Origin of the sequence: Streptomyces sp. NPDC056479, from assembly GCF_042795335.1 — a bacterium.
Taxonomy (GTDB): Bacteria; Actinomycetota; Actinomycetes; order Streptomycetales; family Streptomycetaceae; genus Streptomyces.
On record NZ_JBHTRZ010000002.1, the window covers coordinates 1,068,172 to 1,089,848 of the forward strand.

Genomic DNA, 21,677 nt, shown 5'->3' on the forward strand with positions numbered 1-21,677 from the left:
CGCTGATTGGCGTCCCTTTTTGCCAAGTTCGCTCGCATTGGGGATCCGGCGTCACTGCGGACACATAAAACAACCCTCTTATCGGTCTCCCCAACCAGCACATCGTGGGCTTACCTTATGTGCCATGACCTCCCCCCGCTCCACCTATGGCGGCGGCTACTACTCCGCCTCCTTCCCGGACACCCCGATCTACGACAGGCTCGTCGCCGAGCGGGGCACCCCGCAGATCGCCCCGATCCGGGTCCCCGCCGCTTACGACACTGCGGGCAGTCATCTGCCCGCGCTGCCGTCGGCACTGCCCGCCCTCCCGGCGGCGCCGTCCCACCCCTCCTACGGTTATCCGCAGGCCCAGCAGCCCTCTCCGCTGCAACAGGCGCCCGCGGCCTACATCCCGCAGCAGGCTGCCGCGCCGCGCGGCTACCCGGGCCCGCAGGCACAGCAGCCTCGGCCGGTGGCCCCCGGTGGCATGGGCTACGAGGCGATGCGCCCCGCGGCTCCCCGGCCCGCCGCGGCTCCTTACCAGGACCCGTACAACAACCAGCAGTACCGCGGCTACTGACCGTTCCCCCGGGTTGTCGGCGCCACCTGGCACGATGGCCGTATGGGGTACGGACAGCTGCAGTCGATTCACGTTCATCCGGTCAAGGCGTTCCGGGGCACAGCGCACCCGGAGGCCGTCGTGGAGCCCTGGGGGCTGGCCGGTGATCGACGCTGGATGCTGATCGACGACGGGGGAAAGGTCGTTACACAGCGCCAGCAGCCACGCCTCGCGCTGGCCGCCGCCGAGCTGCTGCCCGGCGGCGGTGTCCGGCTGAGCGCGCCCGGGATGGACGCGCTGACCGTGCCCGTGCCGCGCGCCGTCGGCTCGATGCCGGTGGAGATCTTCCGCGACAAGGTCGAGGCGGCCCTCGCAGACGGCGACACCGCGCACGCCTGGTGCAGCACCTATCTGGGCGTCGATACGCGCCTCGTGTACATGGCCGATCCCGCCACGAGCCGGCCCGTCGACCCGGAGTACGCCCTGCCGGGCGAGACCGTCAGCTTCGCCGACGGCTACCCCCTGCTGCTCACCGGCACGGCCTCCCTCGACGCCCTCAATTCCCTGATCGCACAGGGTGATCACGCGCACGAGGGCCCGCTGCCCATGAACCGTTTCCGGCCGAACGTCGTCGTGTCGGGCACCGCCGCCTGGGCCGAGGACGACTGGTCGCGCATCTCCATCGGCGAGGTCACCTTCCGCGCGCCCAAGAAGTGCGGGCGCTGCGTGGTGACCACTACCGACCAGAGCACCGCCGAGCGCGGCCGGGAGCCCCTGCTCACCCTGGGCAGACACCGCCGCCTGGGCGGCAAGTTGCTGTTCGGCCAGAACCTGGTGCCCCTGTCCCGAGGCACGATCCGGGTCGGTGACCCGGTCACGATTCTCGGCTGAGAAGGATCCCCGCGGGCGGCGGAGGTCGGGAACCTCGGCCGGGTGCCCGCGCGTTGGGCTTTTCGTGAGAAGTTCGTGAGAGGCCCAGGGCGCAGGTGATTTCGCTCTCTCTTCGGCGGTGCTCGCGGGTGAGCGGCTCCGTCACGGGTTATCACGGAGCGGGAAGGGGGTGGCCGGACGATGCGCGCGATCAGCGGACTCTGGCGCTGGCGGCACAATCCGCTGCGCCGTGCGACCGATCTCGCCGAGGCCTGGGTCGCCCTCGCGGCCCTGCTGCTGATCCTCGTCGTGACGCCCATCGCCGGCTCCCTGGTCGGCGGCCTCGCCCAGGACGCCCTGCAGCAGTCCGTGCGTGAACAGCGCACGTCCCGGCACCTGGTGACCGCCACGGTGCTCCGGAAAGTGGACGGCTCCCAGCTGGACGTGGACCCCGAGGCGGCCACCGGACGGGACATGCGCACCCGGGTCGTGGCCGACTGGACCGCGCCCGACGGCACCGTGCATCAGGGCCGGGTCATGACGAGCCTCGACAGCCCGCATCAGGGCGACCGCTTCGCGATATGGACGGACCAGCAGGGCCGCACCGTGGCCCGCCCGCTGGACTCCGCGACGGCGGCGACGCACGCCGTGCTCGCCGGATGCGGGGCGGGCCTGCTGACGGCCGGTCTTGTCGAGGGCGGCAGACGGCTGCTCGTGTGGCGCATGGTCCGTCGCCGGTACGAGCGTTGGGACCAGGCCTGGGACAAGGCGGGCCCCGACTGGGGCCGGACCGGCACCGGCAGCTGACGGCCTTCCTGCTCTGGTCAACCCACCGCCCGCGCGCACGCTACGGTGGACCGGCCGAACTCTTCGGCAGCAGAACCCGCGTACTTCGAGGTGGGGGCACAACAACGCCATGGCACAGGGCACGGTCCAGGTGACGCACACCGGCACATCGCGGTGGCGGCGCCGCACGGGTGAGTACGCGTCGCTCGCCGCCGCCCTGGAGGCCGCGGCCGACGGTGACGTCCTCACCGTCGCGCCCGGCACCTACCGGGAGAACCTCGTCGTCCAGCGAGCGGTGACCCTGCGCGGCCCCGAGGGCTCACCCGGCTCGGTGCGGATCGCGCCCGTGGACGGAGTGCCGTTGACGGTGCGCGCCTCGGCCGTGGTGCAGGACCTGCATGTGGAGGGTCAGGACGCGGCGGCTCCCGCGCTGCTCGTCGAAGAGGGGGCCCCGGAGCTGACGGACGTCCGGATCGTCACCCGGTCCGCAGCCGGGATCGAGGTGCGCGGCGGGGCTCGGCCGACCGTGCGGCGCTGCACCGTCGACAACCCCGCGGGCATCGGCATCGCCGTACTGGACGGCGGTGGCGGGGTGTTCGAGGAGTGCGAGGTCGTCGCGGCCGGTCAGGCGGGCATCGCCGTGCGCGGCGGCGCGCACCCCCGTCTGGAGCGCTGCCGGGTGCACCATGCCGCGGGCTCGGGGCTGACGGCGACCGGGGAGAACTCCGCGCTGGAAGCCGTGGGTTGCGAGGTCTACGAGGTCCGGGGTTCCGGCGTCCAGGTCACCGGCCGGGCCACCGCCCACCTCACGGACTGCGATGTGCACCGCACCACCGCCGACGGCGTCACGCTCGACACGGACGCCGTGCTGACGCTGGCGGACTGCCGTATCCACGACATCCCGGAGAACGCGGTCGACCTGCGCTCCCGTTCGGTCCTCACCCTGACCCGCACCACGGTGCGTCAGTTCGGGCGCAACGGCCTGTCGGTGTGGGATCCGGGCACGCGCGTGGACGCCAACCAGTGCGAGATCTTCGACAGCACCGGCGACTACCCGGCGGTGTGGGTCAGCGACGGCGCGACGGCGGTGCTGGACTCCTGCCGGGTGCACGATGTGCCGGACGCGCTGTTCGTCCTCGACCGCGGCTCCCGCGCGGACGTCGTCGACAGCGACCTGTCCCAGGTGCGCAACACGGCCGTGTCGGTGAGCGACGGCGCCACGGCCCAGCTCGACGACTGCCGGATCCGGGACGCGGCGACGGGTGCCTGGTTCCGGGACCACGGCAGCGGCGGCACTCTCAACAACTGCACCGTGGACGGCACCCAGACCGGCGTGATCGTCACCAAGGGCGCCGACCCCGTCATCGAGCGGTGCACGGTCGACTCCCCGGCGGAGGCCGGGTTCTACGTCTCGGCGGGCGGCCGCGGCACCTTCCTCAACTGCCGGGTGCGGGGCAGCGCCGGCTATGGCTTCCATGTGATCGACGGCTGCCGTACGACGCTGCGGAAGTGCCGTACGGAGCGGTGTGCGCGCGGCGGTTACGAGTTCGCGGACGGCGGCCCGGACGCGGCCTCCGGGGTGGGCCCCGACGTCGAGGACTGCACCAGCGACGAGAGCGCGGGCCTGAGGCAGCCGCCGCCCGTTGCGGAGCCCGCCGTGCAGACGGCGAGCCAGTCCCCCGGTCTCCTCGGCGCCATCCCCGGTCAGCGCAGCACCGAGCAGGAGGCGCTCGTCGCCGCCTCGCGGGCCGAGAAGCCGGTGCGGACCTCCAAGGACGTCCTCGGTGAACTGGACGCGCTGGTGGGTCTGGAGAGCGTCAAGCGTGAAGTGCGCGCCCTCACCGACATGATCGAGGTGGGCCGGCGCCGTCAGCAGGCGGGCCTGAAGGCGGCGTCGGTCAAGCGGCATCTGGTCTTCACCGGCTCCCCCGGCACCGGCAAGACGACGGTCGCCCGGCTCTACGGCGAGATCCTCGCGTCCCTCGGCGTCCTGGAGAAGGGCCACCTGGTCGAGGTGTCCCGCGTCGACCTGGTCGGCGAGCACATCGGCTCCACGGCGATCCGCACGCAGGAGGCTTTCGACAAGGCACGCGGCGGTGTGCTGTTCATCGACGAGGCGTACGCGCTGTCGCCGGAGGACTCGGGCCGGGACTTCGGCAAGGAGGCCATCGACACGCTGGTGAAGCTGATGGAGGACCACCGCGACGCGGTCGTGGTGATCGTGGCGGGCTACACCGCCGAGATGGAGCGCTTCCTGTCGGTCAACCCGGGTGTGGCGTCCCGCTTCTCACGGACCATCACCTTCAGCGACTACGGCCCCGACGAGCTGCTGCGGATCGTCGAGCAGCAGACCGAGGAGCACGAGTACCGGCTCGGCCCCGGTGTCGCCGAGGCCCTGCTGAAGTACTTCACGGCGATCCCCAAGGGCGCGGCGTTCGGCAACGGCCGTACGGCACGGCAGACCTTCGAGGCCATGGTGGAGCGGCACGCGGGCCGGGTCGCCCAGCTGCCCGAGCCCAGCACGGACGACCTGACGCTGCTGTACGCCGAGGATCTGCCCGACCTGGCCTGACAGCGCGGGTCGGGCCGATCGCCCGGGTCGACCGGATCAGCTCTCGGCAGCGGCCTGTGGCCTCGGCGCCGGCACCCCCGGCCGCAACCGCGCCAGCAGCCGTTCCCGTTCCTCCGCGAACGCCGGGTCCGCCTGGTAGTCGCCGTGGCCGAGGATCGGTGCGGGCAGCGGGTGTTCGGGAGTGCGGCCGTACGCCAGCGGGTCCTTGAGGGCCTCACGGTCGACCTCGGGGTCACAGCCGTCGGGCAGTCGGACCGGGCCGCCGATGGGGTCGGTGACCCGGTACAGGTTGCGCCAGCAGTCGACCTCGGCATGCAGGGAGGCCAGCGCGGCCGTGCCGAAATGGGCCGGGAACCAGCGGCCGTACAGGCGCTCCAGCGGCGAGCCGTAGGTCAGCAGCGCGACCCGCTTGCGGTCGGCCGGCGTCAGCTGCCAGGCCGCGGCGGCCGCGAGCACGCTGCCCTGGGAGTGACCCGAGATGACGAGGCGCCGTCCCTCCCCGTCGCGGGTCCAGGTCGCCATTCGCCAGGTCAGGTCGGGCACCGCGCGCTCGGCGTAGCAGGGCGGCGCGAACGGATGTGCGGCGCGCGGCCAGAAGGTACCGACGTCCCACAGGATGCCGATGGTGCGCCGGGCGGAGGCGTCCTTGTAGGCGCGCCTGCCCCACGTGACGAACAGTATGAAGCCGAGCCCGATCAGCCAGGAGCCCAGTGCCTGCGCCGTCTCGGCGGCGCCGTGGACAAAGGCGTACGCCCCGTCGGCGGCCTCGCTCGGCGTCTCGTCGGTCGTCAGGGCACCGACCAGGGCTCCGGCGCCCAGGAGCAGGGTGGCGGTGGAGGTGACGGCGACGACGAGGGGGGCGCGGTCGGTGAGCGTGGCCATCGCGCGCGTGGTCGCGATACGGCGGGTCCGTGCCGTGTCCCGGGGCTCCCCGGTGTAGTCGAGTTCCACCGTGCCCAGTTCGGCGCGGCGCAGCAGCCAGGCTCGCCAGCCCAGCAAGCCGCAGAGCAGCAGGAGGAGGACCAGCAGCGGCGGGATCACGGACGCCTGCCAGGTCAGCAGGACCGGCGGCCCCACGATCGACGCGCCCGTGCCGTCGAGCCAGTCGGCCACCCGCTGAGCGACCCCGCCGGACATCACCCCGCCCAGGGCGCAGGCCAGCATCGCCACGGCCGGTCCGCCGAGGCCGCGCATCGCGGCGCGCGGGTCGGGCTGTGTGCGGTGCAGGACGTGGGCGACGACGGCCAGCACGATGACGAGCAGGCCCTGGAAGAAGGCGATGGCGCCGAAGGTGGGGTCGCCGGGAAGACGGCCGGTCGACTGCCAGCCCGGCCGGTCCCACCCGGCGTACACCAGGGAGAGCGCCAGCAGGACGAGGGCGGCGAGCGGAAGGCGTCGTACCAAACGCTCGTCGAGTTCCTGGTCGAGGCGGTTCTCGCTGCGGCCCCGGCGGCAGACCACCCACACCACGACGGCCGCGCAGGCGACGAGCGCCGCGTCCAGGAGCCATCCCAGGGCGTCGAGGAGTGCCGGTCCGCCGGGCCGGCGGTCGAAGCGTGCGGCCGCCGAACCGACCGCCGCGGCGACCGTCAGCAGACCGGCGGCGGTGTGCGCGGCGCGCAGCCGGGCCACCAGGCGCCGGCCGTACCAGAAGCCGGGGCGGCCCAGGGAGGTGCCGCCGGACTCCTCGTCCGGCTCGGGCTCGCGGGACATCGGCTGCTGGGACTCGTACGCGCTCCAGGTGCGGCGGGAGAGGTACCACAGCAGGCCGGTCAGCGCGGCGGGCACCACGGCCGCGAGGGCGAGCCTGCGGCCGGGATCGCTCCACCAGCCGCCGTTCGAGACGGACGGGGACAAGAAGCCCAGCCAGCTGTGCCGCTCGGCGCACGCGCGGGTGCCCGCGCACTGCCAGGCCGCGAGGTCCAGCGCGACCTCGCACGCCGCCGCGACCAGCAGCACCGTCAGTGTGAGCCCCGCGAGCCGCACCAGCAGGCCGTACAGACGCACCGTCCGCGCCCGGTCGTGTGTGGTGGGGCGCATCCAATGGGCGAGGTTCACCACCATGAACGGCAGTAAGAGCAGCCACAGGGCGCGGGCGCTGTTGCCCGAGGTGAGGTTGCACCAGACGTAGGCCTCGGGCACCGGCCCGTCCCGGCGGTCGTCCGGTCGGTCCTCCGCGTCGATGTCGTCGGACCGTCGGAAGACGGCGGCCGTGTCGTCGCCGGTGATCCGCACGGTCCGCGGATCGTCGAGCATCTCCTGCGGCGTGGTGCCGCCGACGCCGTGGACCAGGAGTTCCAGGGCGATTATCGCGTCCTCGGGCGCCTGAGCCGCCCCGTTCGTCGTGACGCGTTCCTGCGCACGTTCCATCTCGCACTTCCCCCGTGACGAGCCATCGGCTTGTGTCCGTGCGGGCACAAGGATCTCCGCCGAGACGCTCTCGTACACCTCTCCTCACGGAATCTCCCCGGTACGTGTGACGGGGAGGGGAACGGCAGATGCAGAAGTGACATGCGCGCGTCGGGACGGCCACTGGCGCGACCTGTGCCGACCCGTGCGAGGATGGGACGCCCCGCGCCCCGGGAGGGGCGAGAATGGCCTTGTCGGATGGGGTGGCAGGGCATGTCGGACGGCAGCGGCGAAAGGACCGGAGCGTACGTGAGCGAGAATCAGAACCTCCTCGCGGAGCAGCGGCGCGCCCTGATCCTGGACGAGGTCCGGCGCCGCGGCGGGGTGCGGGTCAATGAGCTGACCCGCAAGCTCGGCGTGTCGGACATGACGGTGCGCCGCGATCTCGACGCGCTCGCCCGGCAGGGTGTGCTGGAGAAGGTGCACGGCGGCGCTGTCCCGGTGGTCGAGGCCAGCACGCACGAGCCGGGGTTCGAGGCGAAGTCGGGTCTGGAGCTGACGGCCAAGGAGGACATCGCGCGGGCGGCGGCGGAACTCGTCGCGCCGGGCAGCGCGATCGCTCTGTCGGGCGGTACGACGACGTACGCGCTGGCGCATCAGCTGGTCGACGTGCCCGACCTCACCGTGGTCACCAACTCGGTGCGGGTCGCCGACGTCTTCCACGTCGCGCAGCGCACCACGGGTCCCCGTCAGGGCGCCGCCACGGTCGTGCTGACCGGCGGGGTGCGCACGCCGTCCGACTCGCTGGTGGGGCCGGTGGCCGACCAGGCGATCGCGGCGCTCCACTTCGACGTGCTGTTCCTCGGTGTGCACGGCATATCGGTGGAGGCCGGCCTGTCCACGCCGAACCTCGCGGAGGCCGAGACCAACCGGCGGCTGGTGCAGTCGGCGCGCCGGGTCGTGGTCGTCGCCGACCACACCAAGTGGGGTGTGGTGGGGCTGAGTTCGTTCGCCGCGCTGGAGCAGGTCGACACGCTGGTGACGGACGCCGGGCTGGCGGCCGACGCGCGCTCGGAGATCTCCGAGCAGCTGCGCCGGCTGGTGGTGGCCGGTGAGCCCGATGAGGGTGCAGACATCTGACGAGACGCCAGCTATGGTGACGCTGCCCGGAGCGCTGTCGGCATAGGGGGTTTCGTCCATGGCTCACCTGCTGCGTGAGGTGGGGATCGAGTTCGTGGGGAGCGCGCCCGTACGGCATGTCTTCGCGCGGGAGATCTCCGCTCCCCCGGAGACGGTGTACCGGGCTCTCGCCGAGGACGTGCCGGGCTGGACGGAGTGGTTCTCGGCGGTGACGCTGGCCCGTCCGCTCGACGACGGAGCCCGGCGCGAGGTCCGGCTCACGGGCGGCACGCGCTTCGAGGAGACGATACTCGCGGCGAAGAGCCCCGAGGTGTACGCCTACCGCGTCGACCTCACCAACGCGCCCGGGGCGCGGGCCATGGTCGAGGAGTGGCGGCTCGCCCCGGCGGGGACGGGCACCCGGGTCCAGTGGACCTTCGCCGTGGACGGCACGGCACCCTTCCGGTTCACCTTCGGCCTCGCGCGGCCCGGCCTCGGCCGGGCGTTCCGGGGCGCCGTGACCTCGCTGGACCGGCGGCTGGCCGCGGCGGCACGCTGAGGCCGGCGGGTCACTCGGGCCAGACGCCCGTCTCCAGCAGCTGCTCGATGGCCGTCGAGAACGGCGCGATGTCGAGACCTTGCTGGGTCAGCCAGGTGTCCGAGTAGTACTTGTCGAGGTACCGGTCCCCCGGGTCGCACAGCAGGGTCACCACGCTCCCCTGCCGTCCCTCGGCCACCATCTCGGCGACGATCTTCAGCGCGCTCCACAGCCCGGTGCCCGTCGAGCCGCCCGCCTTGCGGCCGATGGCCCGCTCCAGGGCGCGTACGGCGGCCACGCTCGCCGCGTCCGGCACCTTCATCATCCGGTCGATGGCGCCGGGCACGAAGCTCGGTTCCATGCGCGGCCGGCCGATGCCCTCGATACGGGAGCCGCAGTCGCACGTGACGTCCGGATCGCCGGTGGTCCAGCCCTCGAAGAAGCAGGAGTTCTCCGGGTCGGCGACACAGATGCGGGTGTCGTACTGCATGTAGTGGACGTACCGGGCGAGGGTCGCGGAGGTGCCGCCGGTGCCGGCCGTGGCGACGATCCAGGCGGGCTCCGGGAACCGCTCCAGCCGCAGCTGACGGAAGGTGGACTCGGCGATGTTGTTGTTGCCGCGCCAGTCCGTGGCCCGTTCGGCGTAGGTGAACTGGTCCATGTAGTGGCCGCCGGTCTCGATCGCGAGGCGTGCGGACTCCTCGTACATTTTCCGTGAGTCGTCCACGAAGTGGCACTGTCCGCCGTGGAACTCGATGAGGCGGCACTTCTCGGCGCTCGTCGTGCGCGGCATGACCGCGATGAAGGGCACGCCGATCAGCTTCGCGAAGTACGCCTCGGAGACGGCCGTCGAGCCGCTGGACGCCTCGATCACCGGGCGGCCCGGCCGGATCCAGCCATTGCACAGGCCGTACAGGAAGAGTGAGCGGGCGAGCCGGTGCTTGAGGCTGCCGGTGGGGTGGGTCGACTCGTCCTTGAGGTACAGGTCGATGCCCCATTGCTCCGGCAGCGGGAAACGCAACAGGTGCGTGTCGGCCGAGCGGTTGGCGTCGGCCTGGACCTTGCGCACGGCTTCTTTCAGCCAGTCGCGGTAGCCGGCGTCGGTGCGGTCGACGTCGAGGGTCACGCCGGACGGGGTCTGCTGGAGGGTACTCACGGCGCTGCTCCCGGTGCTGTGCGGCTGCGGCGAATCGCGCGGCCGTCGCTTCGAGCATAAACATCTTCCGCACGCTTCTCACCTGCATAAACACACCTTTGAGAGCCTCAAAGGCATCCCTGGACCGGTGCTCTCACCCATCCCTGGGGGCGCATTCGCGCGAGTGCTCCGAGCGCCCCTGTCCAGGGATGACGTGTGTACTGGTGCTCGACGCGGTCCGCGGGCAGACTGCACCGAACGGGACAGCGGTCCCGAGCGGGGGCACACTGGATCACGACCAGAGCCGGCCACGGCCCACGCAGGACGGACCGGCACACCGAGGGGCTAAGGGGCGGGGCATGGCTGAGCCGGAGTTCAAGGCCACGGGCGTGCGGATCGGGAAGCGGCTGCGCTCGTTGACCCGGGCCGGGCAGATACGGATCAGCGACGGCAGGGTGCAGCTGCTCACCAGCTACGGCAGCGAGATCGACAGCGCGCCGGTGCAGGCGGTACGGGCGTCCAAGCCCTGGTTCGCCCCCGACGACCGTGCGCAGGCGGACCTCAACGGCAACCGCTATTCACTGACGTTGGGCGACCACGACCCCGCTCCGGGTGAAGCAGGTCCGCCCGCCGCGCGCCGGTTCATCGAGGCCGTACGGAAGGCCGCCGGACGCAAGGGCTGAGTCACCGCGAGTTGCGCTACCGCACCCCCTGCGTCACGCTGGTCTCACGTCACTCTGGGTTTACCGGCGATAACGCTGCGAACCAGCCCGCCGGCCACGTCAGCAGGCGGCCGTTTTCTTCGAGCACCCTGCTGGATCCGTACTTCGTGTTCTTCCGGACCTCTTCAGTCGGGGAGTCGCAGCCGTGATCAGTTACCCAAGCAGGCACTGCACGGTGGAGCTCCAAGCCCTGCCGTCGCGGATCGGTCAGGTCCGCAGAATCGTATCGGCGCACTTGCGTTACTGGCATCTGGATCCCTTGATAGACCGCGCCGCGCTCGGTGTGACCGAGCTGTTGACCAACGTCCACCAGCACGCCCAGCCGGACAAGATGTGCACCGTGGAGCTCGAGCTGCTGCTCGACCGGCTGATGGTCTCGGTGCACGACCACGACCCGCGGCTGCCGGTCGTGGTGGACGTCGGGCACGCCGACTCGCTCGCCACCTGTGGGCGCGGGCTGGCGATGGTGGCCGCGGTCAGCGAGAGCTGGGGCGTGCGGCCGGACGGCGAGTCCGGCAAGGTCGTGTGGTTCACCCTGCCGACGCCCATGGCGGCGGCACGGGCATCGGTCGCGCGTCCGCTGCGTCGGACGACGGTGGCCGTGGAGCAGCCCGCGCGGCAGTTCGCCGAGGTCGGGCAGCGGGTGGACCTGCGTCGGCCGGAACATGCTCCCGCCCGGTCGGCCGTAGTGGGCTGACCGGGCGGTGAGGGGGTGAATCCGGCCCTGCCGGGTCACTCCGTGGCGATGGCCCGCAGTACGTCCAGGCGCGCCGCGCGGCGTGCCGGGCGCAGGCCCGCCAGCGCTCCGGCCGTCAGACCGACCAGGGCCACCACCACCAGTTGCAGGGGCGGCATCGCGAAGGCGAAGGCGCTGTCGCTCGCGCCGTCGGAGGCCCTGACCAGGACCCAGCCGAGGAAGCCGCCGAGCGCGAGGCCGCCGACCGTGCCGAAGGCGGCCACCAGGACCGACTCCCAGCGGACCATCGCGCGCAGTTGGGAACGGGTCTGGCCCACGGCCCGCAGCAGGCCGAGTTCCCGAGTGCGCTCGTGGATCGCCAGCGTCAGGGTGTTGGCGATGCCGAGGAGTGCGATGAGCACCGCGAGGGCGAGCAGCGCGTAGACGAGGGTGAGCATCATGTCGATGCCGCCCGCCGAGGACTGTGCGTACTCGTCGCGGGTCTGCACGTCGGGGTTGCCGTACTGGGCCGCGACCTTCTCGACCGCCGCCTTGCCGGTGTCCGTGCCGACCCCGTCCTTGAAGGAGACGGCGATGAGGGTGTCCGCGTCCTGGGTGCGGTGCGGAGCCCAGGCGTCGCGGGTGACGACGTAGTCGCCGGCGAGTTCGGACTGGCCGTAGACCGCGCGGACGGTGAAGGTCGACGTCCTGCCGTCGGTGAAGGTGAGGTGGGCCTTGTCGCCGGTCGTCAGGTTCTGCTTGTCGGCCTCCTTCTCGGTGATGGCGATGCCGTCGGTGCCGAGGTCGCGCAGGGAGCCCTGGACGGTGCCGAGGTCGAAGGTGCGCTCCAGCGCGACCGGGTCCGTGACCGTCAGGGCCCGTCCCTTGCCGTCGACTTCCGCGACCCCGCGGCCGAGGCCGACGGCCGTGTCCACCTCGGGCAGCCGTTGGACCGCGTCGGCGAGGCGCGGGCTCAGACCGCTGCCGCCCGCGCCGAACGACGGGGTGCTGACGGCCACGTCGCCCGCGAAGGACCGGGACACGGTCTGGTCCATGGTCGCCTTCAGCGAGGCGCCGAACACCGTGAACAGGGACACCACGGCCACGCCGATCATCAACGCGCTCGCGGTGGCCGCCGTGCGCTTCGGGCTGCGCAGGGCGTTGCGGCGGGCGAGGCCACCGGTCACACCGCGCAGCCGGTCGAGGGGGCCGCCGAGGATCCGTACGGCCGTCGTGGAGGCGACCGGGCCGAGGACCACGAAGGCGACGAGCGCGAGGACCGCGCCGGTACCCGCCAGCCAGATGGACGGGGACACCAGGACGCCGGTGAGCGTCACGGCCACCGCGAGGGCGATGAGCCCCAGTCCGGTGACGGCGCGGAGACGGGAGGCGCCGGAGGTGTCGACCGCCGTCTCGCGCAGGGCGGCCAGCGGTGCGGTGCGGCCGGCCCGTACGGCGGGCAGCAGGGCGGAGCCGAGGCAGACCAGGATGCCGACCGCGAGCGGCAGGGCCATCGACAGACCGCTGATGACCAAGTCGCCCTCGGGGAACGGGAATCCGATCGCCGGGAACAGCGCCTGGAGCCCGGCCGCGATGCCGATGCCGCCCGCGAGACCGGCCACCGAGGCGGTGACGGCCACGGCGGTCGCCTCGACGAGGGTCGAGGAGGTGACCTGGCGGCGGGAGGCGCCCAGGGCACGCAGCAGGGCGTTCTCGCGAGTGCGCTGGGCCACGACGATCGCGAAGGTGTTGTGGATGGAGAAGGTGGCCACCAGGAGGGCCACACCGGAGAAGACCAGCAGGAAGGTGGTGAAGACGGTCAGGAACTGGCTGGAGATCATGTCGGTGTTCTCCTCGGCCGACTCCTGGCCGGTGATGGCCTCGACTCCCTTGGGGAGCACGGGGGTCAGCCGGTCGACCAGCTCCTGCTGGCCGACGCCCGGCCCGGCCCGCACCTGGATGCTCGTCGCCTCGCCGGGCCGCGCCGTGAGGTACTTCTCCGCGTCGGCCCGGGTCATGCCGGTGAACGTCACCTGTGCCATGCCGTCCTCGCCGCCGAAGGTCGCGAGGCCGACGATCGTCACCTTGACCGGGTCCGGCGTGCGCAGGGTCGTCGTGTCGCCGATCTCCAGGTCGCCGCGCTCGGCGGTGCCGCGGTCGACGACCACCTCGCCGGACTTCTGCGGGGTACGCCCCTCGGCGAGCTGGTACGCGTTGAGCTCGGGGTCCTCGATCCAGTTGCCGGCGAGGGTGGGCGGGCCCTGGCCGCCGATCGGGTCGCCGTTCTGGCCGACCAGCTGGCCGGCGCCCTGGATGTCGGGGGCGGCGGCCGCGACGCCGGGGACCTGCTCGATGGCGTTCACGAGGTCCGCGTCGACGGGTTCGCGTACGCCCTGGCTCTCACCGGGTGTGGTGATCGAGTCGGCGCTGCGGACGACGGCGTCCGTGCCGCTGGTCGCGTTGCCGAACATCGTGTCGAAGCTGGCGCGCAGCGTGTCGCCCATGACGAGCGTCCCGGCGAGGAAGGCCACGCCGAGGAAGACCGCGAGGAACGTACCGGCGAAGCGTCGCTTGTGGGCGCGCAGGGAGGACACGCTCAGGCGGACGGACGCGTTCATGACGGCACCTCGAAGGCTTTCATGCGGTCCAGGACCTTGTCGGCGGTCGGGGATTCCATACGGTCGACCAGGCGCCCGTCGGCGAGGAACACGACCTCGTCGGCGTGGGCGGCGGCCACCGGGTCATGGGTGACCATGACGACCGTGCGGGCCGTCTGGCGCACCGCGCGGCCGAGCAGGCCGAGGACCTCCCCGCCGGAGCGGGAGTCGAGGTTGCCGGTCGGCTCGTCGGCGAAGACGACGTCGGGCCGGCCGGCGAAGGCACGGGCCACGGCGACGCGCTGCTGCTGTCCGCCGGAGAGTTCGGAGGGCCGGTGGTGGAGCCGGTCGCGCAGGCCGACGACGTCGATCAGCGCGTCGATCCACTCCGGGTCGCCCCTGCCGCCCGCGAGGTCCAGCGGCAGCGTGATGTTCTCCGCGACGGTGAGCGTCGGCACGAGGTTGAACGACTGGAACACGAAGCCGACGCGTTCCCGGCGCAGCAGGGTGAGGCGGCGGTCGTCGAGGCTGCTCAGTTCGGTGTCGCCGATGTGGGCGGTGCCCGAGGTGAGGGTGTCGAGGCCGGCCGCGCAGTGCATCAGGGTGGACTTGCCGGAGCCCGAGGGCCCCATGATCGCGGTGAAGCGGCCGACCGGGAAGTCGACGCTCACCCCGTCCAGGGCCCGCACGCTGGTGTCGCCGCTGCCGTACACCTTCACGGCGTCGACGACGCGGGCCGCCGTCGGCGTCCTGGTCGTGACGGTCGTGGTGGTCATGCCGCACCGCCCTTGCCCGTACGGCCGAACTGCTCGTCCAGCACGGACAGCCGGCGCCAGTACTCGTCCTCGTCGATCTCGCCGGAGGCGAAGCGGTGGCCGAGCACGGTGATGGGGGACTTCTCGTCGGGGGCCGAGCGCCAGGGGCCGCGGCGTCCGCGCCATACGGTGCGGCGCAGCAGCGTGATGCCGCCGACCACGACGGCCGCCCAGATCAGCGGGAAGAGCAGGATCCACGGGCCGGGGCCGCCGTCCGCGAAGTGTGCGAGGGTCTGCATCTCGAGTCATCTCCCGAGTCGGTTCGGATCGGTTTCGTCGGGTCGTGCGGTGATGTCTCGAGACTCGCGCCGGGAGGGGGTCCGGGTCGTCGTACGGCCAGCGGCAGTGTGTGTACCTCGGGGGGAGTACGACGGGGTGGTTCCGCTGCTCCGGAGGGGGGCCGCCAGGTGGCTCCGAAAGGGCTCGACGCCTGTAACTACTAGTATGTACAGTGCTCGCATGAGCACCTCGGACCGACTGATCGAGTCCACCCGCGAGCTGCTGTGGGAGCGCGGCTATGTGGGCACCAGCCCCAAGGCGATCCTGGAGCGCTCGGGCGCCGGGCAGGGCAGCATGTACCACCACTTCAAGGGGAAGCAGGATCTCGCGCTGGCGGCGATCCGGCGGACCGCCGAGGAGATGCGGGCTACCGCCGCGGGAGTACTCGACGGCCCGGGTACGCCGTACGAGCGCATCGCGCGGTATCTGCGGCGCGAGCGCGAGGTGCTGCGCGGCTGTCCGGTCGGGCGGCTGACGATGGATCCGGACGTGATCGCCGACGACGAGCTGCGGGCGCCCGTCGACGAGACGCTCGACTGGCTGCGCGAGCGGCTCGCCGGGATCGTCGAGGAGGGCAGGGAGCAGGGCGAGTTCGCGGCCGGGCTCGACGGGGAGTCGGTCGCGGCGACGATCGTGGCGACCCTCCAGGGCGGCTACGTCCTCGCCCGCGCGTCCGGTTCACCCGGCGCCTTCGACGCGAGTGTCCGGGGGCTGCTGTCGCTGCTCGCCCCGCGGGACGACACACGCACTTCGTCGCGCCCGCCGACCGGCACGAGCACATGACCGACCGTCCGGCCTCAGACCTGAGAAGGGACATGGCATGCACGCCATGCAGTACGAGTTCACACTGCCCGCCGACTACGACATGGGCGCCATCCGCTCCCGTGTCGCCCGCGTCGGACATCTGCTGGACGGCTGGGACGGCCTCGGCGTCAAGACGTATCTGCTGCGCGAGCGCGGTGTGCACGGCTCGCCGGTCAATCAGTACGGGCCCTTCTACCTCTGGAACACCATGGAGGGCATGAACGCGTTCCTGTGGGGAGGCGCCTTCCAGGGGCCCGTGAACGACTTCGGGCGGCCGCGGATACGGCAGTGGACGGGGCTCGCCCACGCGGAGGGCGGCGCGGCGGGCTCTCCCGCCAGGCTCGCCGTGCGTCGGCGCCGACCGGTGCCGGAGGATGTGGAGTTGGCCGAGTTCATGGCCGGATCGGCGGACGAGACCGAGCGGCTGGCGGCGGAGGACGGCGCCGTGCTGGCCGCGGCCGCTGTCGACACCCATGCGTGGGAGGTGGTCCACTTCTCGCTCTGGGACCGGGACATGCCCGAGGCGGAGGGTGAGGTGTACCAGGTGCTGCATGTGTCGGCGCCGGAGCGTGGTGCGTTGCCGCGGGGTCGGCAGTGGTGAGTGCGGTTCGGACGTTTCTCGACGAAGGCGGAAGACATGGCGCTGGAGATGCGCGACCGGTGCGAACGTTGCGGGACCGCGCCGCTGCCGCCCGACGCCCCGGCCCGCATCTGCTCGTACGAGTGCACCTTCTGCGTCCCGTGCACCGAGGCGATGCGGGGCGTCTGCCCCAACTGCGGCGGCGAACTCGTGCCGAGGCCGCGGCGCTTGTGACGCGGCGGCCCTCTGGAGTTTGACGCGGACTAGGGCCTGCCGAGGTCCAGTCGGCCGATCCGCGCCACGTTCTCCCGGTCATCGGCGTCCCCGCTCACCTCGCCGGCGAACCACGCGTCGAGGATCTCCTTGAGCAACGGCTCCGACGTCAGTCGGAGGCTCAGGGCGAGGACGTTGGCGTCGTTCCAGCGGCGGGCGCCGTCGGCCGTGTAGGCGTCGGTGCACAGGGCCGCTCGTACGCCCGGCACCTTGTTCGCCGCGATGGAGGCGCCGGTGCCGGTCCAGCAGCACACCACCGCCTGCTCCGCGGTGCCGTCGGCGACCTGGCGTGCGGCCGCCTCCGAGCAGGCGGCCCACTGCGGGTCGGCGCCGGGGCTCAGCGCGCCGTACGTCACCACCTCGTGGCCGCGATCGCGCAGCTCGGTGACGAGCGACCGCGCCACCGGTTCATCCATGTCCGAGGAAACGGAGATCCGCATGTCGCGAGCCTACTCGGCGAGGCTCGCCGTCCGGGTGCGCGGGCGAGCGGGTCACGGCGGTGGTCCGTAGTGTCGGTGGAGGAGGCGGACGCCGGGAAGGGGCACCTGATGGATGCCGTCGACGTCGTCCATCGCTTCAACGCCGCGATCAATGACCGCAACCTCGACGACCTGGCGTCGCTGATGTCGGACGACCACGCCTTCGTGGATTCCGAGGGCGGCACGGTCCGGGGGAAGCGGGCGTGTGTCGAGGCATGGCGTGGCTTCTTCGCGGCCTTCCCGGACTATCGCAACACGTTCACCGAGGTGACGGTGCGGGACGACGTCGTCGTGGTGTCCGGGTACTCCGTCTGCTCGCGGCCCGAGCTGGCCGGGCCCGCCCTGTGGACCGCGCGCGTCACGGGCACGTTGGTCGGAGAGTGGCGGGTGCACGAGGACACGCCCGCCGTGCGACGCGAGCTCGGTCTGCCGCAGGCCGGCTAAGCCCTGTCGTTTGGATCAGCTCGGCCGTGAGGTGCGGTTCTTCTCAGCCGACCCGAGCGCGCCGGCCCCGCGACGCCGAGATGATCCAAACGACAGGGCCTAGGTCAACGCCCCCAGCGGATCGTCCAGGACCGGCTGCCAGGCCAACTCGGCCGCGCCGACCAGGCTGTTGTGGTCGAGGGTGCACGCGAGGATCGGGACGCCGCCGCTCTGGCCCCACAGGCTGCGGTCGGCGACGACGGCCCGCAGGCGCTCGGGGTCGGCGTCGAGGAGGGTGCGGTGGAGGCCGCCGAGGATGATGCGGTCGGGGTTGAGGATGTTGACCAGACCGGCGAGACCGAGGCCGAGGCGGTCGATGAGGGCCTCGGTGGCGGTGCGGATCGTCGGGTCGTCGTAGTGGTTGCCGATCAGGTCCTTGGACTGCTGCAGCAGCGAGACCTCGGGGCCGGGCTCCCGCCCCGCCGCGGTGAGGAAGGCCAGCGGATCGGCCTCGACGTCGAGACAGCCCCGGCTGCCGCAGTGGCAGGGTCTGCCCTCGGGGTTGACGGTGAGGTGGCCGACCTCCAGGGCCAGGCCCGAACTGCCGGTGTGCAGACGGCCGTCCAGCACCAGCGCACCGCCGACGCCCCGGTGCCCGGTGGCCACGCACAGCAGATCGCGGGAGCCGCGCCCGGCGCCGTGCCGGTGCTCGGCGAGCGCGGCGAGGTTCACGTCGTTGCCGGTGAACGCAGGTCCGGTGATCCCGGCCGCGCGCACGCACTCCGTGAAGATACGGCGGACCGGCGCGCCCACGGGCCAGGCGAGGTGCAGGGGGTTCAGGGCCAGGCCGTCGGGTTCGGCGACGGCGGACGGTACGGCGAGTCCGGCGCCGACGCACCGGCGTCCGGTCGTGCGCAGCAGGTCGGCGCCCGCTTCGACGACCGAGCCGAGGACCTTGGCCGGATCGGCGTCCACGGTCTCGCAGCCGGGCGCGGTGGCGACGATACGGCCGCCCAGGCCGACCAGCGCCGCCCGGAACCCGTCGGCGTGCACCTGTGCGGCGAGGACCACCGGCCCGTCCTCGGCGACCGCCAGCCGGTGCGAGGGCCGCCCCTGCGATCCGGCCGCGGCGCCCGGCCTGGCGTCGACCCGGATCAGTCCGAGCGCCTCCAGCTCGGCGGCGACCGCGCCGGCCGTCGCCCGGGTCACTCCGAGCTCGGCGGTGAGGACGGCACGCGTGGGCGCGCGCCCGGTGTGCACGAGCTCCAACGCGGGTCCGAGCGCACCGCGCCCCCGGTCCAACCGCGTCCTCGAGGTGGTCCCTTCCCCCGCCGGCCGGGGGTCCGCGTTGCCGCTCATGAGGGCGAGTCTCCCATGATCCGCGGATGTGGCGGTCTAGAGCCCGCTCACCCTGAGCGTGACGTTCAACCGCCCGGTCAGTCCCAACTCCGGCGGCGCGGTGCCCGGGTGCACCTTCGGCACGCCGTGGTAGGCGAGCCGCGAGGCGCCGCCGAACACGAACAGGTCACCGCTGCGCAGTTCGACGTCCGTGTACGGGCGGGTCCGGGTCTCGGTGTTGCCGAAGCGGAAGACACAGGTGTCGCCGAGGCTCAGGGACACGACCGGCGCGTGCGACTTCTCGTCGCTGTCGCGGTGCATGCCCATGCGGGCGTCGGCATCGTAGAAGTTGATCAGCGCGATGTCGTAGGCGGCCTCCGAGTACGCCGCCTGCGGCTCCCCCAGTGTGTCCCGCACCGCGCACCGGCCCAGCTCGCCGAGCCACTCGGGGAACGGTTTCACCGGGGCGCCGTCGCCGTCGACGACCGTGCGGGCGTAGGCGTACGGGTACCAGTGCCAGCCCAGACAGACCTGCCGGGAGGTCATGGTGCCGCCGCCCGGGGTGCGGACCGTGCGCAGTCCGGCCGGGGGGCGCGCCCACGCCCGGCAGGCCTCCAGCAGCTCGCGCTGAGCCTGCACCGCCAGCCAGTCGGGCAGGTGCACCGCGCCCGGCGCGACCTGCGTGCGCTCCCGGGGGAACAGCTCGGCGTCCATGCCCCCATCCTCCCCCACCGGCCGTGAGCTGCGGCTCGGCTAGCCTTGACGCACGATGAACGACCGTATGACGACGCCGTGGGGCGAGCTCGCGCTGACCCGTTTCCCCGAGGATCCCCGTGACCGGCTGCGCGCCTGGGACGCCTCCGACGAGTACCTCCTGCGGTATCTGGCGGAGCGGGAGATCCCGCTGTCCGGCACGGTCGTGGTCGTCGGTGATCGCTGGGGCGCCCTGGTCACGGCGCTGGCCGCGCACCGGCCGACGCAGATCACGGACTCCCACCTGACCCAGGAGGCGACCCGGGCCAACCTCGCCCGGCTCGGCGTCGAGCCCGGCTCCGTCCGGCTGCTCACCACGCAGGACGCGCCGCCGGACCGTGTCGACGTCCTGCTGGTGCGGGTGCCGAAGAGCCTGGCGCTGCTGGAGGACCAGCTGCTCAGGCTGGCGCCCGCGGTGCACGAGGGCACGGTGGTCGTCGGCACGGGCATGGTGAAAGACATCCACACCTCCACGCTCCAGCTGTTCGAGCGGATCCTCGGCCCGACCCGCACCTCGCTCGCCGAGAAGAAGGCCCGGCTGATCTTCTGCACACCCGAGGCCTCGCCGGAGCCGCCCGCGAATCCGTGGCCGTACACCTACACGCTCCCCGAGGGCATCGGCGCCGTCTCGGAGCGGACGGTCGTCAATCACGCGGGCGTCTTCTGCTCGGACCGGCTCGACATCGGTACGCGGTTCTTCCTCGGGCATCTGCCGGATGTGAAGGGCGCCGGGCGGGTGGTGGATCTCGGGTGCGGGAACGGTGTCGTCGGTACGGCGGTGGCGCTGGCGAACCCGGCGGCCGAGGTGCTTTTCGTGGACGAGTCGTTCCAGGCCGTGGCCTCGGCGGAGGCGACGTACCGGGCGAACGGGGTGCCGGGGCATGCCGAGTTCCGGGTCGGGGACGGGATGGCGGGTGTGCCGGCCGGGAGTGTCGACCTCGTGCTCAACAACCCGCCCTTCCACTCCCATCAGGCGACGAGCGACGCGACGTCCTGGCGGATGTTCACGGGGGCGCTGCGTGCCCTGAAGCCGGGGGGCGAGCTGTGGGTGATCGGCAACCGGCATCTCGGCTATCACGTGAAGCTGCGGCGGCTGTTCGGCAACAGTGAACTCGTCGCCAGCGACCCGAAGTTCGTGGTGCTGCGGGCCGTCAGGAAGTGACCACGCCGATGATGTCGGCGACCGCCCGCACCATCGCCTCCCGCCCCACGCTCAGGTATTTGCGCGAGTCGACCGCCTCGGGGTTCGCGGCGAGGAAGTCGCGGACGGCGCTCGTCATCGCGATGTTGAGGGCCGTGCCGACGTTGACCTTGGCGATGCCGCCCGCGACCGCCGCGGCGAGTTCGCCGTCCGGGACACCCGAGGAGCCGTGCAGGACCAGGGGGACGTCCAGTGTGGCGGCCAGGCGTTTGAGCAGGTCGTGGTCAAGGGTGGCCGTACGGGTGGTCATGGCGTGCGAGCTGCCGATGGCGACGGCGAGGGCGTCGACGCCGGAGTCGGCGACGAAGGCATGGGCCTCGGTCGGGTCGGTTCGGGCGCCCGAGGTGTGGGCGTCCAGGGGCGGCTCACCGTTCTTGCCGCCCAGGCGGCCCAACTCGGCCTCGATCCAGAGGCCTTGGGCGTGCGCCCAGTCGGCGGCGGCCTTCGTCGCGGCGAGATTGTCCAGGTAGGGCAGGCGGGCCGCGTCGTACATCACCGAGCTGAACCCGGCGTCCGGTGCCTGGCGCAGCAGTTCGTCGCTCTGGATGTGGTCGAGGTGCAGTGAGACGGGTACGGCGGCCCGTTCGGCGGCGGCCACGGCGGCTCGGGCGAGCGGCAGGAGCCGTCCGTAGCGGAACTTCACGGCGTTCTCGCTGACCTGGAGCACGACGGGCGAACTCACCGACTCCGCACCGGCGATGACCGCCTCGACATGCTCCAGGGTGATGACGTTGAACGCGGCGACTGCTGAACGGGCTGCGGCGGCACGGGTGATGAGCTCGCCGGTGGTCACGAGGGGCACGGCCGGTCCTTTCTCGGCGCTTGAGGGG

General features: G+C 72.2%; 22 protein-coding genes. 13 read left to right on the plus strand and 9 right to left on the minus strand.

Features of this window, described 5'->3' with window-relative positions; genetic code table 11:
- Positions 1 to 124: 124 nt before the first annotated feature.
- The 4 genes from ACFQ6S_RS10860 (at position 125) to ACFQ6S_RS10875 (ending at position 4,766) form a co-directional block, all read left to right on the plus strand.
- On the plus strand, positions 125 to 559 hold the full coding sequence (locus tag ACFQ6S_RS10860) for a DUF6643 family protein (RefSeq protein ID WP_383406090.1): 435 nt from the start codon (positions 125 to 127) through the stop codon (positions 557 to 559).
- A gap of 42 nt (positions 560 to 601) precedes the next feature.
- A complete protein-coding gene (locus tag ACFQ6S_RS10865) occupies positions 602 to 1,429 on the plus strand; it encodes an MOSC domain-containing protein (RefSeq protein WP_383406093.1) in 828 nt (275 codons plus the stop codon).
- A 180-nt stretch (positions 1,430 to 1,609) separates the two neighbouring features.
- A complete protein-coding gene (locus ACFQ6S_RS10870; RefSeq protein ID WP_383406096.1) occupies positions 1,610 to 2,215 on the plus strand; it encodes a hypothetical protein in 606 nt (201 codons plus the stop codon).
- A 109-nt stretch (positions 2,216 to 2,324) separates the two neighbouring features.
- Positions 2,325 to 4,766 carry a right-handed parallel beta-helix repeat-containing protein gene (locus ACFQ6S_RS10875; RefSeq protein WP_383406099.1) on the plus strand — a complete coding sequence of 814 codons (2,442 nt, stop codon included), beginning with the start codon at positions 2,325 to 2,327 and terminating at the stop codon, positions 4,764 to 4,766.
- Between the two features lie 36 nt (positions 4,767 to 4,802).
- Here the strand turns inward: ACFQ6S_RS10875 and ACFQ6S_RS10880 are convergent, their stop codons facing one another.
- Complete coding sequence (locus tag ACFQ6S_RS10880) at positions 4,803 to 7,136, minus strand: hypothetical protein (protein ID WP_383406102.1); 2,334 nt, start codon at positions 7,134 to 7,136, stop codon at positions 4,803 to 4,805.
- A gap of 288 nt (positions 7,137 to 7,424) precedes the next feature.
- Between ACFQ6S_RS10880 and ACFQ6S_RS10885 the strand changes: the two genes are divergently transcribed.
- On the plus strand, positions 7,425 to 8,255 hold the full coding sequence (locus ACFQ6S_RS10885) for a DeoR/GlpR family DNA-binding transcription regulator (RefSeq protein WP_383406105.1): 831 nt from the start codon (positions 7,425 to 7,427) through the stop codon (positions 8,253 to 8,255).
- Positions 8,256 to 8,313: 58 nt separating this feature from the next.
- Positions 8,314 to 8,793, plus strand: a complete 480-nt coding sequence (locus tag ACFQ6S_RS10890) for an SRPBCC family protein (protein WP_383406108.1) — start codon at positions 8,314 to 8,316, stop codon at positions 8,791 to 8,793.
- Between the two features lie 10 nt (positions 8,794 to 8,803).
- On the opposite strand, the gene ACFQ6S_RS10895 is transcribed toward ACFQ6S_RS10890, so the two are convergent.
- Complete coding sequence (locus ACFQ6S_RS10895) at positions 8,804 to 9,928, minus strand: PLP-dependent cysteine synthase family protein (protein ID WP_383406110.1); 1,125 nt, start codon at positions 9,926 to 9,928, stop codon at positions 8,804 to 8,806.
- A 338-nt stretch (positions 9,929 to 10,266) separates the two neighbouring features.
- Between ACFQ6S_RS10895 and ACFQ6S_RS10900 the strand changes: the two genes are divergently transcribed.
- A complete protein-coding gene (locus ACFQ6S_RS10900; protein ID WP_383406113.1) occupies positions 10,267 to 10,590 on the plus strand; it encodes a hypothetical protein in 324 nt (107 codons plus the stop codon).
- Between the two features lie 184 nt (positions 10,591 to 10,774).
- Positions 10,775 to 11,326 carry an ATP-binding protein gene (locus ACFQ6S_RS10905; protein WP_383406116.1) on the plus strand — a complete coding sequence of 184 codons (552 nt, stop codon included), beginning with the start codon at positions 10,775 to 10,777 and terminating at the stop codon, positions 11,324 to 11,326.
- Positions 11,327 to 11,361: 35 nt separating this feature from the next.
- Here the strand turns inward: ACFQ6S_RS10905 and ACFQ6S_RS10910 are convergent, their stop codons facing one another.
- From ACFQ6S_RS10910 to ACFQ6S_RS10920, 3 genes are read right to left on the minus strand one after another with little or no spacing between them, the layout of a single operon-like run.
- Positions 11,362 to 13,923 (minus strand): ABC transporter permease, encoded by a 2,562-nt coding sequence (locus ACFQ6S_RS10910; protein ID WP_383406119.1) that lies wholly within the window; start codon positions 13,921 to 13,923, stop codon positions 11,362 to 11,364.
- Positions 13,920 to 14,678: an ABC transporter ATP-binding protein gene (locus ACFQ6S_RS10915; RefSeq protein ID WP_383406122.1), complete on the minus strand. Its 759-nt coding sequence runs from the start codon at positions 14,676 to 14,678 to the stop codon at positions 13,920 to 13,922. Before ACFQ6S_RS10915 ends, ACFQ6S_RS10910 begins: the two co-directional genes overlap by 4 nt.
- Entirely contained in the window at positions 14,675 to 14,956 is a 282-nt protein-coding gene (locus ACFQ6S_RS10920) for an SHOCT domain-containing protein (protein WP_383406125.1), read from the minus strand. Before ACFQ6S_RS10920 ends, ACFQ6S_RS10915 begins: the two co-directional genes overlap by 4 nt.
- A 220-nt stretch (positions 14,957 to 15,176) precedes the next feature.
- Between ACFQ6S_RS10920 and ACFQ6S_RS10925 the strand changes: the two genes are divergently transcribed.
- From ACFQ6S_RS10925 to ACFQ6S_RS10935, 3 genes are read left to right on the plus strand one after another with little or no spacing between them, the layout of a single operon-like run.
- Entirely contained in the window at positions 15,177 to 15,779 is a 603-nt protein-coding gene (locus ACFQ6S_RS10925) for a TetR/AcrR family transcriptional regulator (RefSeq protein ID WP_383406128.1), read from the plus strand.
- A 37-nt stretch (positions 15,780 to 15,816) separates the two neighbouring features.
- Positions 15,817 to 16,401 carry a DUF4865 family protein gene (locus tag ACFQ6S_RS10930; protein WP_383406131.1) on the plus strand — a complete coding sequence of 195 codons (585 nt, stop codon included), beginning with the start codon at positions 15,817 to 15,819 and terminating at the stop codon, positions 16,399 to 16,401.
- A 36-nt stretch (positions 16,402 to 16,437) separates the two neighbouring features.
- Entirely contained in the window at positions 16,438 to 16,614 is a 177-nt protein-coding gene (locus ACFQ6S_RS10935; protein WP_383406134.1) for a DUF1272 domain-containing protein, read from the plus strand.
- Positions 16,615 to 16,643: 29 nt separating this feature from the next.
- Here the strand turns inward: ACFQ6S_RS10935 and ACFQ6S_RS10940 are convergent, their stop codons facing one another.
- Entirely contained in the window at positions 16,644 to 17,093 is a 450-nt protein-coding gene (locus ACFQ6S_RS10940) for an RpiB/LacA/LacB family sugar-phosphate isomerase (RefSeq protein ID WP_383406137.1), read from the minus strand.
- A 108-nt stretch (positions 17,094 to 17,201) separates the two neighbouring features.
- On the opposite strand from ACFQ6S_RS10940, the gene ACFQ6S_RS10945 reads away from it, so the two are divergent.
- The gene (locus tag ACFQ6S_RS10945) at positions 17,202 to 17,576 is read left to right on the plus strand and encodes a YybH family protein (protein WP_383406139.1); all 375 of its coding nucleotides are present in this window, start codon (positions 17,202 to 17,204) and stop codon (positions 17,574 to 17,576) included.
- A 99-nt stretch (positions 17,577 to 17,675) separates the two neighbouring features.
- On the opposite strand, the gene ACFQ6S_RS10950 is transcribed toward ACFQ6S_RS10945, so the two are convergent.
- Together ACFQ6S_RS10950 and ACFQ6S_RS10955 are read right to left on the minus strand one after the other, a co-directional pair.
- The gene (locus tag ACFQ6S_RS10950; protein WP_383406142.1) at positions 17,676 to 18,914 is read right to left on the minus strand and encodes an ROK family protein; all 1,239 of its coding nucleotides are present in this window, start codon (positions 18,912 to 18,914) and stop codon (positions 17,676 to 17,678) included.
- Between the two features lie 36 nt (positions 18,915 to 18,950).
- A complete protein-coding gene (locus tag ACFQ6S_RS10955; protein ID WP_383406145.1) occupies positions 18,951 to 19,607 on the minus strand; it encodes an alpha-ketoglutarate-dependent dioxygenase AlkB family protein in 657 nt (218 codons plus the stop codon).
- A gap of 67 nt (positions 19,608 to 19,674) precedes the next feature.
- Between ACFQ6S_RS10955 and ACFQ6S_RS10960 the strand changes: the two genes are divergently transcribed.
- On the plus strand, positions 19,675 to 20,808 hold the full coding sequence (locus tag ACFQ6S_RS10960; RefSeq protein WP_383406539.1) for a methyltransferase: 1,134 nt from the start codon (positions 19,675 to 19,677) through the stop codon (positions 20,806 to 20,808).
- On the opposite strand, the gene ACFQ6S_RS10965 is transcribed toward ACFQ6S_RS10960, so the two are convergent.
- Positions 20,798 to 21,649 carry a ketose-bisphosphate aldolase gene (locus ACFQ6S_RS10965; RefSeq protein WP_383406148.1) on the minus strand — a complete coding sequence of 284 codons (852 nt, stop codon included), beginning with the start codon at positions 21,647 to 21,649 and terminating at the stop codon, positions 20,798 to 20,800. The two genes, ACFQ6S_RS10960 and ACFQ6S_RS10965, sit on opposite strands and share 11 nt — an antisense overlap.
- Positions 21,650 to 21,677 lie beyond the last annotated feature (28 nt).